This window comes from Clostridioides sp. ES-S-0054-01 (assembly GCA_021561035.1).
GTDB lineage: Bacteria > Bacillota > Clostridia > Peptostreptococcales > Peptostreptococcaceae > Clostridioides.
The window spans coordinates 757,383-774,302 of record CP067346.1; the positions used below are offsets into that span (position 1 = coordinate 757,383).

Annotated in this window: 11 protein-coding genes, 1 pseudogene and 1 other annotated feature; all 12 genes and pseudogenes read left to right on the forward strand. The window is 28.4% G+C overall.

Annotated elements, in window-relative coordinates:
- Positions 1-20 precede the first annotated feature (20 nt).
- A complete protein-coding gene (locus JJC02_03860; GenBank protein UDN55327.1) occupies positions 21-749 on the forward strand; it encodes a flagellar motor protein MotB in 729 nt (242 codons plus the stop codon).
- A 194-nt stretch (positions 750-943) separates the two neighbouring features.
- Positions 944-1,318, forward strand: a complete 375-nt coding sequence (locus tag JJC02_03865; GenBank protein UDN55328.1) for a hypothetical protein — start codon at positions 944-946, stop codon at positions 1,316-1,318.
- A gap of 448 nt (positions 1,319-1,766) precedes the next feature.
- Positions 1,767-3,833, forward strand: coding sequence for an ATP-dependent helicase (locus JJC02_03870; protein UDN55329.1), 2,067 nt, complete (start codon positions 1,767-1,769; stop codon positions 3,831-3,833).
- Positions 3,834-4,203: 370 nt separating this feature from the next.
- Positions 4,204-4,414 (forward strand) — a binding site (T-box leader).
- 225 nt (positions 4,415-4,639) lie between these two features.
- A complete protein-coding gene (locus JJC02_03875) occupies positions 4,640-5,455 on the forward strand; it encodes a transporter substrate-binding domain-containing protein (GenBank protein UDN55330.1) in 816 nt (271 codons plus the stop codon).
- Between the two features lie 27 nt (positions 5,456-5,482).
- Positions 5,483-6,160, forward strand: coding sequence for an amino acid ABC transporter permease (locus JJC02_03880; protein ID UDN55331.1), 678 nt, complete (start codon positions 5,483-5,485; stop codon positions 6,158-6,160).
- A gap of 58 nt (positions 6,161-6,218) precedes the next feature.
- Complete coding sequence (locus tag JJC02_03885; protein UDN55332.1) at positions 6,219-6,941, forward strand: amino acid ABC transporter ATP-binding protein; 723 nt, start codon at positions 6,219-6,221, stop codon at positions 6,939-6,941.
- A gap of 644 nt (positions 6,942-7,585) precedes the next feature.
- Positions 7,586-8,737, forward strand: coding sequence for a cysteine desulfurase (locus tag JJC02_03890; GenBank protein UDN55333.1), 1,152 nt, complete (start codon positions 7,586-7,588; stop codon positions 8,735-8,737).
- 48 nt (positions 8,738-8,785) lie between these two features.
- Positions 8,786-9,958: a tRNA 4-thiouridine(8) synthase ThiI gene (gene thiI, locus JJC02_03895; protein UDN55334.1), complete on the forward strand. Its 1,173-nt coding sequence runs from the start codon at positions 8,786-8,788 to the stop codon at positions 9,956-9,958.
- A 134-nt stretch (positions 9,959-10,092) separates the two neighbouring features.
- Positions 10,093-10,472: pseudogene (locus JJC02_03900) on the forward strand (prepilin-type N-terminal cleavage/methylation domain-containing protein).
- Between the two features lie 258 nt (positions 10,473-10,730).
- Positions 10,731-11,372: a nitroreductase gene (locus tag JJC02_03905; GenBank protein UDN55335.1), complete on the forward strand. Its 642-nt coding sequence runs from the start codon at positions 10,731-10,733 to the stop codon at positions 11,370-11,372.
- A 1,011-nt stretch (positions 11,373-12,383) separates the two neighbouring features.
- Positions 12,384-14,087: a hypothetical protein gene (locus tag JJC02_03910; protein ID UDN55336.1), complete on the forward strand. Its 1,704-nt coding sequence runs from the start codon at positions 12,384-12,386 to the stop codon at positions 14,085-14,087.
- A 165-nt stretch (positions 14,088-14,252) separates the two neighbouring features.
- Positions 14,253-16,886, forward strand: a complete 2,634-nt coding sequence (locus JJC02_03915; protein UDN55337.1) for a cell wall-binding repeat-containing protein — start codon at positions 14,253-14,255, stop codon at positions 16,884-16,886.
- The last annotated feature ends 34 nt before the right edge of the window (positions 16,887-16,920 follow it).

Below are 16,920 nucleotides of genomic sequence, written 5' to 3' on the forward strand. Positions count from 1 at the left end.
TATAAAAGGATGGAATATTTATGTTGCATGATGAAGATGAAAAAGAAGAAAATAATGAGCGATGGCTTTTAACTTATTCAGACCTCATAACATTACTTATGATTTTCTTTGTCATAATGTACTCTATGAGTAATGTTGATGCAGAGAAATATAAACAATTATCTCAATCTCTAAATTCTGCGTTTGGTGGGTCTGCTGGAGTTATTGAAGGTGGTAATAGCAAAATAGAACCAGGAAGTGATAATTTAGACAGTTTACAAAATGTTGAATTTAAAAAAGTTGGTGAGGAAATTCAGAAGTATTTAAATGAAAATGATATGGCTAATTCAGTATCACTAAAAGTTCAAGATAGAGGACTAGTAATAAGACTTAAAGATACAATACTATTTGATACTGGAAAATCAATTGTAAAGGATAATTCTAGAGATAAGATTATTCAAATTGGTAAGATGTTAAATGAAATGAATAGTTACATGAGGGTAGAAGGTCATACAGACAACATGTCTATAAAAAATTCTGAGTTTAAGTCAAACTGGGATTTATCAGTTATGAGAGCAACCAATGTTGTTCAACTTCTTATTGACAATGCAGGTATATCACCAGATAAATTGTCTGCTGTAGGATACGGTGAATTTAGACCAATAGCAGAGAATTCATCTGAAGAAGGTAGGTCAAAAAATAGAAGAGTCGATATAGTTTTAGTTGATAGTAAATATGATAATGTAGAAAATGTTGCAAAAAATAAGTAGTTAAATAAGCTATCTCAATACAGAATTATTTCCAAAAAGAGATGGCTTTTTTATGCGAAAATTAAAAATAGATGAATAGTAATTTACCTTTTTGTGAGAACATATGGTATCTTAATATAATATTAACTTAAATATATAATATTTAAATAATGTAAAAGCTCAAGTAAAAAAATTTATAGAGGGTGAGTAAATAAGTGGGTAATAAAAATAAAAACGCAAAATATAAAGATAAAACAAGAGAAAGGTATAATAAAAAGGTTGAGAATTTAAATAAAGAAAAACTAAAGGAAGCTAATAAACAATCTAGGAAAGTAGATAAGATTGATGATATTATTAATAAATCTAGTATTGTACTATGTGTACTTCTAGTAGTGTTTTCATTACTTTATTTATTTAAGTTGGTTCAACTTAATATAATAATGATACTTTTAGTAATTACAGTAGCTATTCAACAAGGATTGGTAACATTTGGTGCATTTAGAAATAAAAATTATGCAAAAGCTTTATTTTCAATATTTGTAATTGTATGTTTCTTAATTGCTTTTAAATATGCTGTAAATCCTGTTTAAATTTATCAATAAACGTTCTATAATTAATATAAATAGTGAAGCTACAGTTTTAATGCTATCATAAATTTTATAATTTGAATGGTTATATTTTATGAATAGGTGTAAGTTTACAAAATTAATTATCACATCAATGATTGTTTTACTACTTACAGTATGTAGTTTAAAAAAGTAAGATAGAATATGAAAGAGATTTTGATATTTTAACGAATCCTTTAGAATATATTAATGATACATATGGACGTAATGCTGGTGGCAATAGATTATATGCAGGGATACTATATTAGTAAACTATCATTTATCCGTGAAGATATAAGTGACGAAATTAAAAAATAGCTCAAGATATGTCATGAAAATAGGAATGGTGTGGTTTAATAGAGGAAAAATTAAATGTATTTTTATGAACTTTTAGTTTATAATTAAAAAGAAAATAATATAATTATGAATTAGGGTGGTGGAGCTAATAATCACAACAAATATAGATATAAGAAATTTAAATGAAAATCAATTAAAAGCAGTTGAACATATAGATGGGCCTTGCATGATACTTGCAGGGCCTGGTTCAGGTAAGACTAGAGTAATTACATATAGAATAGCTAACATGGTCGTAAACAAAAACATAGCACCAACAAGAATCTTGGCAATAAGTTTTACCAAGGCATCTTCAATAGAAATGAAAAATAGAGCTTTAAGTTTAGGTGATGATATAAGGCTTAATAAGGTGACTTATGGTACTTTCCACTCTGTATTTTTTAAGATTCTAAGATACTTTGAAAGATACAATTTAGATAGTATATTTGATGAAAAATCAAAGAGAATGACAATCAAGACAATTTTAAAAAGTTTAAATATAGAGAATGCTGATGATGATGAGAATATAGGACAAGTTATAAATGAAATTTCTTATGTAAAAAATGAACTTATGGATAAAAACGAATTTAATTCAGAAGTACTAACAAAAGATGAGTTTTTAAAAGTGTATAACTTATATGAAGAGCAAAAATCCAAAGTTAATAAAATTGATTTTGATGATATGCTTATAAGAACTTATTACTTACTTTTGAATAATAAGTCTGCATTGGAAATGGTTAGAAATGTGTATAAATATATATTGATAGATGAATTTCAAGATATAAATAAAGTACAGTTTGAAGTTTTAAAGTTAATTTCTAGCCCTTTGAACAATATATTTGCAGTTGGAGATGAGGACCAAAGTATATATGGATTTAGAGGAGCTAGACCAGATTTTTTACTTGAATTTGAACAATACTTTAATAATACTAAAAAAATAATATTAGATATAAATTATAGGTCTAAAAGTGAAATAGTGCATACTGCAAATAGACTTATCGACAAAAATAAAAATAGATACGAAAAAGTCATTAAGTGCAGTCAAGGTTCTGGAGGAAGTGTTAGTTATATTTCTCCGCATGATTCAGAGGAGGAAGCCTTATATATTGCCAAGGAAATAATTGACGAAATAAAAAAAGATTATGTAGAGTATTCAGACTTTGCAGTAATTTATAGAACCAATATACAGTCAAGAGCATTAGTAGATGTATTTATGGATATGAGGATTCCATTTGTAGTAAAAGATTCAGTAATTACAATATATGACCATTGGGCAAGTCAAGATATATTAGCATATTTAAGAATTGGTATTAATCCAAAATCAAATAAAGATTGGCTAAGAATTATAAATAAACCCTTTAGATATATATCCAAAGACAGTGTAAATATGGTTAAGGATGAAAAAGATTTTATAACAGCATTAATAAATAAGTGTAATCTTCATCCTAAACAGGCTAAAACAATAAATGATTTGGAAATAGATTTAAGTTATTTAAATACTTTAAATCCTAAAAACGCAATATCTTATATTAGAACTAGCCTTGATTATGATAGATACGTTTTAGATTATTGCAGTAATAGAAAAATAAAGACTAACGGACTTGTAGAGATATTAAATGAACTTGAGAGTTCAGCTACTAATTTTAATACTCTGACAGAATTTTTAGAGCATATTGATAGGGTAAAGACTGAGTTAATGGAAAATAACAAGAATAAGCAGACTGAGGGTGTTATATTTACAACTATGCATAGTGCAAAAGGATTAGAATTTAGAAATGTTTATATTATAGGTGTGAATGAAGGAACAATACCTCATGAAAAATCATATGATATTTGTAAGGAAGAGAAAAAAGAAGAACAATTAGAAGAAGAAAGAAGACTTATGTATGTTGCTATTACAAGAGCTGAAGAAAAATTATGTATAAGCTCTACCTTAAACAAGTATGGCAAGAAAGTTGATAAATCATTGTTTATCAATGATATAAAATCGCCAACAAAAAAAGAAATTGATAGTATTGGTGTAGGGGATAAGGTATATCATAAAAAATTTCATGAAGGAGAAATAATTAAAAAAGATGGAATTATGTTTACAATAAAGTTTAAAGATAGAGAGCGAATCTTAGATTTGAAAACTTGTTTATTGAAGAATATAATTTATATTATTTAATTTAGAATTTAAACTTAGATAGGCAGATAATAGATTATTTATAGGTATAGACTAGCAAGAAGTATATTATTTATGTGTAAGGCAAAGAGATAGGTATAAAATGTATTATTTATAATTACTAAAAAGTGAAATAAACGCTTAATATATTATTTATAGTTGTTTAGAAATAGCAACAATGTTAAATATATTATTTAGTATTATCTAAAAGATAGTTAAAAATATGAAAGATGCTATTTATGATTATACAAAGAGTCTCAATAAATATACACTGTAGTATTCAAATAATTTACAAGTAAAAATTATTAAAAAATAAAAAACTTATTGACAAAAATATTATAAGGAAGTACAATTGTATTAACAATTTAAGGAAACAAATCCAGTGATAGAGAAAGTAGCATATATGGATTTACAGCGAGTTAGGGGTTGGTGTAAGCCTAGCAATGAAGTCTATGTGAAGAGAGCTCTGGAGGAGATTATCAGAAATTTTAGTATGATAATTGGTTTGCCCGCCTTAAGGGATTGAGAGGATAAGTACTTACTTATCAAAAAGAGTGGTAACGCGGATATAATTCGTCTCTTAGCTGTAAAGCTAAGGGACTTTTTTGATTTAAAAATCAAAATATCCATACGGCTTAAAGGCTAACATTCACAAATTTTGAAAGCAATATAAGTATTTATCAATAAGAGTGGTAACGCGGTAAAGTCGTCTCTTAGTCATTAAAGACTGAGAGACTTTTTTTGTAACTCGAAACATTTAAGTATTAAAATCTGAGGGAAATTATAATTAAAAGAGAGGGGTAATTAAAATGAAAGCATTTAAAAAATTATTAAGTTTAGGATTAGTATTAGGATTAACATTATCACTAGTAGGATGTAGTGGTGGAGAAGAAAAGACAAAATTAGAACAAATAAAAGAAAGTGGAAAATTGGTTGTTGGTACTAGTGCAGAATTTCCTCCATTTGAATTCCATAAGGTAGTAGATGGAAAAGATTCAATAAAAGGATTCGATATAATGTTGGCTGAAGAATTTGCAAAGGAGCTTGGTGTAAAGGTTGAAATTAAGGATATGTCATTTGATGGATTGGTAGGTGCTTTAAATGCAGACCAAGTTGATATTATTCTTGCAGGTATGTCTCCAACACCAGATAGAGAAAAGAGTATTGATTTCTCCGAATTATATTATTTAAGTAGAAATTCAGTTATAGTTAAAGATGCAGATATGGACAAAGTAAAAACTGAAGATGATTTAAAGAAACTTAGAGTTGGAGTTCAAGCAGGAAGTATCCAAGAAGAGTATGTAGTTAACACTTTAAAAATGACAACTACAAAATCTTTAAAAGCAATACCTGATTTAATTACAGAATTAAAAAATGGAAACATAGATGCAGTTGTCACTAATGAAGCAGTTTCTCTAATAAATGTTAAAAAATATGATGGAATAAAAGTGGCAAATACTGAAATTGGGAAAGATGTAACAGAAGGTATGGCAGCAGCAATCAAAAAAGCTGACAACAACAAAGACTTTATAGAATTATTAAATAAAAAGATAAAAGAATTACAAGATGGTAAGAAGATAGAAGAGTTTTTAAATGAAGCATCTGCTGAAGCTGCTTCAAATTAGTAAGAAAGTTATGTGGGAGATGAAATTATGAGTTTAGATTTTAGTTTTTTAAGTAGATTTGGGACTTCTTTTTTGGAAGGAACAGGTGTGACAGTATCAATTTCTCTTGTGGCATTATGCTTTGGATTTATAATAGGTATAATTATCTGTATGGCAAAAATATCAAAGAGCAAAGTATTAAGAACAATATCATCAATCTATATAGAGGTTTTAAGAGGGACACCATTATTAGTACAGATATATATAGTATGGTTTGGATTACCTCAATTAGGAATAAGATTCCCTATGTTGTTTGGTATACCAAGTGAATTCATAGCTAGTGCATTTGCATTATCAGTAAATTCTGGTGCATATGTGGCAGAGATACTAAGATCAGGTATACAATCAGTTGATAATGGACAAATGGAAGCAAGTAGATCGTTAGGATTAAATTATTGGTCAACTATGAGATATATAATAATACCTCAAGCTATAAAAAATATATTACCTTCATTAGCAAATGAGTTTATTACACTTGTAAAAGAATCTTCAATAATATCTGTAATAGGAGTTGTTGAAATAATGCGTACTGCTGATATAGTAAAAAATGCAACATTTAGAGCATTAGAGCCATTAATAGTAGCAGCAGTAATTTACTTTGTTATAACATTTACTCTATCAAGATTAGTTGGATTATTAGAAAAGAAACTATCTGTGTCTAACTAGATGAGAGCATGTTTAGCATTTAGGGAAAACATAGAATAGTAAAAAGGAAAGTGATAATATGATTACAATAAAAAATTTAAGTAAATCTTTTGGAGATTTAAATGTATTAAAAAATATAGACTTAGAAATCGATAAAGGCGAAATAATGGTTATAGTAGGTCCAAGTGGTTCTGGTAAAAGCACTCTTCTTAGATGCATGAATTTACTAGAGATACCTACAGGTGGAGAGATAATATTTGAAGGAAAAAATTTGGTTGATAAAAAAACTAATATTGATGAGGTTAGACAAAATATAGGTATGGTGTTTCAGAACTTTAATTTATTCCCACATAAGACTATTTTAGATAATATAACATTAGCACCAATTAAATTAAAAAAGATGAGCAAGGAAGAAGCAGAAAAAAAAGCAGAAGTTTTGTTGAGTAGAGTTGGTCTTTTAGATAAAAAAGATTCATATCCATCACAATTATCTGGAGGACAAAAGCAAAGAATAGCAATAGCTAGAGCACTTGCTATGGAACCAGATATGATGCTATTTGATGAGCCGACATCTGCCCTTGACCCAGAAATGGTAAACGAAGTTTTGGATGTTATAAAAGAACTTGCTAAAGAAGGTATGACAATGGCGATTGTGACCCATGAGATGGGATTTGCTAAGGAAGTTGCAGATAGAGTTATTTTTATAGATGGAGGAAGTATACTTGAAGATAATTCTCCACAAGAAGTTTTTGGAAATCCAAAACATGAAAGAACTAAATCATTTTTAGCAAAAGTGTTATAATATATAAAAAGGATGTTATTGATATTAGAAATTCAATACATCCTTTTTTAGTGATAACTATTAGAAGTTTAAAATTAAAATTACATTAATATTAACTTTATTTTTCTAAATTTTTGCAGAAAAAAAGAGCTCGGGGTAAGCTCTTTTTTTCCACCGGATTAATTTCCGTTACTAATCCGATTTTTAATAAATATAAAATATATCCTTATGAAAGGGTATTGGGAATAGATATATTAACTAACTAGGGTTACCAGGGGGATAACCTTAATTTATTATAACAAAATGCGACACAAAAATCAATATTTTTTTTAATATAAATTATAAAAGTTATTTTTATAACAAGTAAGCTTATAAAATTAACTTTTATAGTAAAAATAAGTACATGTATAAAATAATATATTTATTTTATATAATATATTATTTTATCATATATTGTATTTTATAATATATTTTTGTAGGGTATAGTATAAGTATATTATATTTTACTATAAAAATTTATAATAAAGTGAAAAAACTAGCTTTTCATGAAGTTATATTTTATAATTTAAGATTGTCTTTTTAATAAAGATTAACAAAAAAAATATTATAATTAGTGGTATAATAGTTAGAGTTGAAGATTTTAAATAAAGGTAGGTGTAATTAAGTTGGAAATATACTTAGACAATAGCGCAACTACAAAACCTTATCAAGAAGTTATAGATAAAATGGTTTATGCACTTAATACGGAATATGGAAATCCTTCTTCTATCCATAGAAAAGGTATAGAAGTTGAAAAAGGGATAAAAGAAGTAAGACAGGATATAGCTAAATCTCTAGGAGCGAAAGAGAAGGAGATTTATTTTACATCAGGTGGTACAGAGTGTAATAACACTATAATAAGAGGTATTGCCAATCTAAATAAAAAGAGAAAAAATCATATAATATCTACTAATATAGAACATCCCTCTGTTTTAAATACATTAAAAGATTTAGAAGAAGATGGTTTTGAAGTAACTTACTTAGAGGTCGGAAAAGATGGAAAAATAAATATAGAAGATTTAAAAAATGCGATAAAGTCAACTACATGTTTAGTAAGTATAATGCATGTCAACAATGAAATAGGAACTATACAGCCAATAGGTGAAGTTGGAAAGTACCTGAAAGGTTTAAAAGAAAAGATTTATTTCCATGTTGATGCTATTCAATCGTATGGAAAAATTAACTTTAGACCATCTAAATACAGTATAGATTTTATGAGTGTAAGTGCACATAAATTCCATGGTCCAAAAGGGATTGGATTTATGTATATAAAAGAAAGTAATCGTCTTAAGCCTATGTTAACAGGTGGTGGTCAGGAAATTGGAATTAGGTCGGGAACAGAAAATGTGCCTGGAATATACGGTCTTGGAGAAGCTGTTAGAATACTAAACAAAGATTTAGATGCTGTTATTTCGAAAGTAAATAACTTAAAAAATACATTAAAAAACGAAATAATTGACAATATAGAAGATATAAAAATTAATTCTCCAGAAGATGGAGTATGTCATATATTGAATGTATCATTTATAGGGACAAAAGGAGAAGTTTTACTTCATTATTTAGAGCAAAAGGGTATTTATGTATCAACTGGGTCTGCATGCTCTTCTAAGAAGAAGGGGAGTCATGTATTAAATGCTATAGGTCTTACAAATGAAGAAATAAATGGGACAATAAGATTTAGTTTATCTGATATGAATACAGAAGAGGAAATGTCAGAAGCTGTGAGAGTTTTGAAAGAATCAATTTGTGACTTAAGGTCAATAATGAAAAGGAAATAGATAATACTGTATAAATAGTGAGACTAAATTAGTTTAAGAGGTGAAAAGGTGTATAATATATTAATAGTAAAGTATGGAGAAATTGGCGTAAAAGGAAAGAATAGATATATATTTGAGAATAGGCTTATAAGAAATATAAGAAATATGTTAAAGCCAATTGGCAAATTTAATGTGTATAAGGAATATGGAAGAATATATGTTGATTTAGAGGATTATGATTATGAAGAAGTAATTGAAGAAGTTAGAAAAGTATTTGGAATAGTGGGTGTATGCCCTGGAGTAAGAGCTAAAAAAGATTATGATACATTAAAAGAAATAGCTTTAAAAATGTTAGAAGAAAAAATAGATGCTGGATATAAAACTTTTAAGGTAGAGTCAAGAAGAGGAGATAAGTCTTTTGGGTTGACTTCTCAAGAAATGAGTATGGATATAGGTGGATACTTATTATCAAAGGTAGGAGATAAGATTAATGTTGATGTAAGAAATCCAGAAGTTAAAATAAAGTGTGAATACAGAGAATTCCATACTATGGTCTATAGTGACACTATACCTGGATATGGTGGATTGCCACTTGGAACGAATGGTAGAGCTATGTCTCTTTTATCAGGAGGTATAGACAGCCCAGTGGCTACATGGATGGTTGCAAAAAGAGGTATGGAAGTAGAGGCAGTTCACTTCCACAGTTATCCATTTACAAGTGAAAGGTCACAGGAAAAGGTTAAGGATTTAGCTAAAATACTGGCAAAATATTGTGGTAGAGTACGACTTCATAAAGTTAACATATTAGAAATACAAAAGGCAATCGGTGAGAATTGTAATGACGAAGAAGCTACTATTCTTTCAAGGAGATTTATGATGAGAATAGCACAGAGACTTTCTGAAAAAAGACATTGTGATGCTTTAATTACAGGAGAAAGTATTGGTCAGGTTGCATCTCAAACTATACAAGGACTTACTTGTACTAATGCTGTTGTAGATTTACCAGTATTTAGACCGCTTATAGCAATGGATAAATCAGATATAGTTGATATAGCTAAAAAAATAGGGACTTTTGAAACGTCTATAATGCCTGAAGAAGATTGTTGTAGTGTGTTTTCTCCTAGAAAGCCTGTCACTAAACCTAGATTAGAGAAAATAGAAAAATCTGAAACAGCACTTGATATTGAAAGACTAGTACAGGATGCTATTGACAAAATAGAAGTAGAGGATATTGAGTTTTAGTAGGCAAGTTATTTAATTCTTAAGTTGAGTATTAAGTATATTAGGAGCTCTCTTGAAGGGTATTATGTAGATAATTTATTAATATGTAGTATTTAAAATAAGTACTATAATTTTATTTAATGGGAATGATTATTATGAATAAAAAGGGTTTTACATTACTTGAATTATTGGTTGTTATATCTATAATAGGGATTTTAGTTATAGTTGCAGTTCCAGCATTATTTAGAAATACAGAAAAAAATAAAACAGTTACATTTCTTTCTAATAGAGAAAACATAAAGTCTCAAATTGTTATTGCAATGGATGAAAACCAGGTAAAGACAAGAATGAAGTTATAAAAGATGTATTAAAAAACAAAGATGGGAAGCACTTTGAAACAGAACCAAAGTGTAAGTCAGGTGGAATATATTCAGCATAGTTTGATGATGGTTATGATGGAATAACTCCAGGAGTTTCAAATGGTAATGATGATTTTAGAAAATATTTATTAGATAACAAATATAAAAATGGATGGAGTCCTTTAAATTAATATAGAATACTCCATTAATCTGGTATTGATTACACTATAGAAAAGAGTAGTTTTTATAGATAACTAATACCAGATTTTCATTTATATGTACGATTAAAACATATATCAAAAAGTTTATACTTTCAAGTCTTCACATGTAGACTAAAAATAATTATAATAAGAATATAGAGAAACTTAATTACAACATTAATTTTCTAAAGATTTAGTATTTATACTAAAAAATACATAAAAAGGGGAATAGATATGATTAATAATTTTCAAGATAACCAAACAATAAAATTAATACAAAGTCGTAGAAGTATACGAAAATTTACAACAGAACAAATTAGTGATGAACAACTAAACACATTGTTACACTGTGCATTTGCAGCACCTTCAGGATGCAATAAACAGCCTTGGCATATAACCGTTGTACAAGACCAAAAACTTTTAAAAGAGATTAGCGATGATACTCTATCTAGAATTCATGAAGTTAGTAATGTTGAGATAAATAAAAACTTTAAGTTATTTTATGGTGCACCAACTGTTTTATTTATTTCTTATGATGAAAATAATTCATGGGCTCCATATGATATAGGAATACTTACAGGGAATATAACAACAGCTGCACAAGCACTAGGGCTTGGAAGTTGTGTAATAGGAATGGTTAGAGGACTGTTTACACCTGTTGAGCAAGGGGATATTGTAGGTCTTGTGAGTGTGTTGGATAAGGAAGATGTAAAAGAATCAGAGTCGATAAAGATGAAGTTTGATACAAATAAAAAATACAGAGAACTACTGAATATACCAGAAGGATATTCTGTACCATTTGGTATTGCTGTTGGTGTTCCAGATGGGAATCTACCAAAGGCTAGAGATGTAGTTTATAAAGTTTCTAGAGTTTAGACTAAAGTATTGCAATAATAAATCAATTACTTAAAAAATTAAAACCAGTAATATTGAAATAAATTAATGGAACAAGAAGTCACTTAAAACGTAATTTAAATTTTTCTTTGTAAAATAATTAAATAAAGAATGAGGTAATAAGTACTTTATTTATTATCTGATTCTTTATTATTTTTGCTTTGTAAAATGATAAAAATAAGAATTAAGTGTGATAAAATAGAGAACAAATGTGTTAGTTTTAAGTATGTGATATAAAATTTATCAAAGTTAAAAGACTTTAAGATATGTTTTCAGTATACTGGAAAAAATGTCAAAATATTGAAATAAAGAAAAAATAGTGGTATAATAAGAAAAAATAGAGAAAAAAAGTGACCATTAGTTGTAAAAAAGTAACTTTTTGTTGAAACTGATATATTTTTTTTAAGATTATCTACGTTAATAATCAAATTTATGAACATTTATTTATTTTTTATGCTAGAATATTTCTTAGAAATAAAATACTTCTTAGTTTACTTTGATATGTATATTTGATATGTATATTTTTATAGCTATTTTATTATAAAAAAAAGAACCATTTTACAACAAATGGAAACTATGGAAGTAATAATTAAGATAAAAAATATTATTTTATATTGATAAACATTGAGATTCTAACTTGTAGTGTAATCGTACTTTTTACTAATTCTTACAAAATCAATAAATACAAGGATATCTATTTTAAAGTACATAAATCTGTAAAATCCAGAAAGCAGTTTTTAAATTATGTATTTTTATTCTATAATAATAAAATATTTAATATTCTACTTTGTAAAACATTAATATTTTTATATAAATTTCAAATATATTTTCTAGTGGACTATAAATAGAATGTTAAACGTAATATAAAAAATTCGATTTTTAAGTTAGGTTTTACAATAGATTAACCAAATTCTAAATAGATAGTTTAAGAAACTATAAAATAAAGTTTGGAAAATCTATTTAAAATAAAAATCATTATAGGGGGATTCTTATATGAAACACAGGTTAAGAAAATTAGCATCATTTATTTTGATGACAACTTTAGTTGCTAGTGTAGCAATGCCATCATATGCACAGGCTTTGCCAGATAAAACTAGTAATGTAGCACAACAATTTGCAGAGAGAAGATATGATATGAATGGAAGGTATCAAGTAGATTTTCGTGCAAATATGGGTAGTGGATATGTAACAATTTTTTCATTGTTTGTACCAAGTGGTGGAAAATCATTAAATGTAAAGTATGTATGGGGAACTGATCCAAAGGGTGGTTCTCAAGAGGGGTGGATATTACAAATTAATGGAGAAAAAGTTTCGACTATTTATGGAACAAGCTATGGATTTCCAAATGGGATACCATCTGCAGGTATAACAGGAAGTCAGATGATGGGAGTTTATTCTTTTGTGACAAATCGAGATATGTCTGGTGTAAATTGGAGCTATACATCACCTAATACAGGTAGTGGAGGAGCTACAAAAATATCATATGCATCTACTGAGATTTCAGATGCAAAACTTTCTCTTAAAGTTAATTATAAAGATAAAGAAACAGGAGCTATAGTTGCATCATATCCAGCTAAAGTGCCTGCTAAATATGGAAATAGTACAGTTGTGGCTGATACGGCACAAATTCCTGCAGGATATAAATTGAATCCTACAAGCCAATCTAAAGTGGTAAATCTTACTCAAAATGGTGTTAATCCAAATGAAGTTAATTTTACAGTAAGTCCTGATAAGGCAGGAGTGCCAGAAGAAAATCGTGTCCTTATAGTTGGATTTAAAGATAAAGATGGAAATAAGGTTGGAAGTACTTATATAGAAGAAATTCCAGATATATTAGGTTCGCATGATGTAGTACCAAATAAATCAAAAGTACCTAATGGTTATAAGCTTGATCCTTCTAATCAAACTCAAACTGTAAATCTTCAACCAACAGGTCTTGATAAGGGTGTTGTTTATTTTACAGTAAGCCCTGATATTCCACTTGTAAATCGTGTAGTTACAGTTAACTTTAAAGATAAAGATAGTGGAGCAATAATAGGTGACCCATATACAGTTACACTACCAGCTGAATATGGAAATCATAGAGTTGAATCTGATTCTAAAAAAGTGCCAGATGGATATGTACTTAATCCAGATAATCAATTTGAGATGGTAAATCTTAGTGTAAATTCTCTTGTACCAGATACAGTTTACTTTACAGTAAGTAAGATGCCTTCAGAAGCAGAACGTACTTTAACAATTGGATTTAAGGATAAAGATGGTAATGTAGTTGGAGGTACATATACAGAGGTTGTTAACGCTGTATTTGGAGACCATACTATAACTCCAGATTCTACAAAAGTACCAAATGGATATAAATTAAATCCAGCAAGTCAATCTCAAACAGTTACACTTGATTCTTCTGGAATTAATCCAAATACAATTTATTTTACTGTAGTTGAAAAAACTTATATGGTAGCTTATTTGTCAAATTTTCCTTTAGGAGTATATGTTTCTGGTTCAGTACCAGTTGATACAACTGAATATAGAAAAGGAGATATTGTAACGGTTTTAGGAAATATTAATGGGCTTGATGCTGATAATTATACATTTGTAGGATGGAGTACAGTTAGAAATGACCCATCAACAATAGTATCAGGGACAATCACTATGGAAGAAAGAAATATCATATTGTATGCAGTGTGGCAAAAAAATTAATACTATTAAGTTGTTTATTATTGTAATTTATAAGTTAGAATCTTATTTAATATTTATATAAGAATAAGATTCTAATAGTTATAAGAAATACTGATATAGATTTTATCAGTATTTCTTTGTTTTACAAAATGAAAAATTATTTTTTATATGAAGAGGAGGAATTTGATGAACCAAAAGTTGAAAAAGTTAACTATATGTGTACTTACATTTGCTATAATTTCTTTAAATTATTCAAATGTTTTTGCTGATTATGATTTAAATAAGATATTTAATAAGCAGATTCAAGATAAAGACTCAGCTGATAAGATTACAATAACCTATGATGATAATGGGGCTACTGGAGGAACAATAAATGAAGCTATAGTTAGTGGAGGAAGTTTTATTCCTGGAGGAGTGATAACAGCTCCAATAGAATATGAAGTTGGTGATTTGAATTCTCGTTTAGCCTTAAGTAGAAATCTTATAAAAGCAAACTATCATACTAATGCTTGGAGTGTATCAAGAGCCCCTTTAGCTAGTGGTGATCAACAATATAGTGGAGGAGAATGGATAGGAGGATTAGATATCAATAGAGATATAACACTTTATGCAGTCTGGGTTCCAGATTTTTTACAGGTAAAATATAATGGAAATGGAAATACTTCAGGTAATGTCCCATTGGATTCAAATAAATATCATCAGGATGATACTTTACAAATTAAAGGAAATGAAGGGAACCTTAAAAAAATAAATTATAAACTTACAGAATGGAATACAAAAGCTGATGGGACAGGAAAATCCTATAATTTAGGCTCAAGTTTTGAGGTAAAATTGGACAGGTTTGATAATTTTAATGTAAACCTTTATGCACAATGGGAGTATGACTTGCAACTGGATAGTAATGGAGCAACCGGTACAAATCCAGATTTACCAAAGCCGGGAGAAGACAATAAATTCCCAGGTCAAGGTGGACTTGTTAATGGCGATAAAGAATTTATAGGGTGGAATACAAAAGAAGATGGAAGTGGAACATCTTTCAAAGAAGGTGATGTTATTCCTTCAAGTATAGCAGGAGATACAATATATGCGCAATGGGGATATAAATTAGACTATAACTTAAATGGAGGAACAGGAACTATACCAGAAGAAAAACATAAAGAAGGTACTGAAGTAACTGTTACAAGCCAGAAACCATCTAAATCTGGGGCAATATTTAAGGGATGGAATACAAAAAATGATGGTAAAGGTACTTCATACAAAGATGGGGATAAATTTAACCTTACAAAAAACACAACTTTATATGCCCAATGGAAAGAAGAATGTAGAGTAACATATGATAAAAATGGAAGTACCGGAACAGCTCCAGTAGACAATAATATCTATGGAGAAGGCGATGAAGTTACTGTACTTGGAGATAATGGTTTAGTAGCACCTGCTGGTAAAAGTGGAAATTTCTACTGGAGTACAAAAGCAGATGGTACAGGTAGCAGATATAAAGATGGAGAGAAGTTTAATATAAAAGACAAAAATACGATTCTTTATGCATTTTGGACAGATAAATGCAGAGTTAAATACGATGCTAATGGTGGTCAAGGTGATGTACCAGAAGATGAACTACTTGATAAAAACACTAGTACAACTGTAAAAGGAAATACAGGAAATCTTAATAGAGATGGGTATAAATTTATAGGATGGAACACAAAACAAGATGGAAGTGGAACTTCATATAAAGGTGATGGAAGTGATACACTTAATGTTGATGATAATATAGTACTTTATGCTCAATGGGAGAAGATACCTGATAATCAAGGTGGTAATGATAATTCAGGTGGAAGTAACAATGGAAACAGTGGTGGAAGTAACAATGGAAATAGTGGTGGAGGTAGTGGTGGTTCATCTATTGATACAACTACTCCATCAGTAGAAAATTTAACAGGTGATGACAGATACGAAACTGCTACAAGAATAAGTAAAAGAGGTTTTGAGTCGGCTGAAAATGTAATACTGGTAAATAGTACATCAATTCCAGATGCTCTATCAGCAACTCCATTTTCATATACTAAAAATGCGCCTATTTTATTAACTGAAAAAGATAAATTAAATGTAAAGACAGAAGAAGAGATAAAAAGATTAAAAGCAAAAAATATTTATATAATAGGTGGAGAAAATACATTAAGTTCTGATTTAGAAAAAGAATTAAAATTAAAAGGCTTTACTATTATAAGAATAGGTGGAGTAGATAGATATTTAACTTCTCTAAGAATTGCTAAAGAAATAGATAAAATAGTAGATTTAGAAGAAGTATTTGTAGCTAATGGACAGACTGGATTAGCGGATGCTATAAGTGTTGGTGGTATTTCAGCACAAAATAAAACTCCAATAATTCTTACAAATGTAAAAAATGACATAACTCCTATTAAAAAATTTATAGATGATGAAGAAATATCAAAATCTTATATTATAGGAGGAGAAACTTCTTTACCAAAGTCTATAGAAAAACAATTTCCAAATCCAAAGAGAATAGGTGGAGAAGATAGAAATAAAACAAATTCAAAAGTAATAGAAGAGTTTTATAAGGATAAAGAACTAAGAAATCTTTATGTAACAAAAAATGGAATTTTAAGAGAAGATGATTTGATAGATGCTTTAACAGTAGGTGTTTTAGCAGGTAAAAATAAATCACCAGTAATGATTGTAGAAAAATCACTTGATGAGTCTCAAAAAAACTTAGTTAAGAGTAAGAAATTTGATAAGATAACTAAGGTAGGAGGCAATGGAAACGAAGATGTATTTGATGAGATAAAAAAATTAGTAAAATAGTATAATCTAAATAAGAATATTTTATTGATTAAAC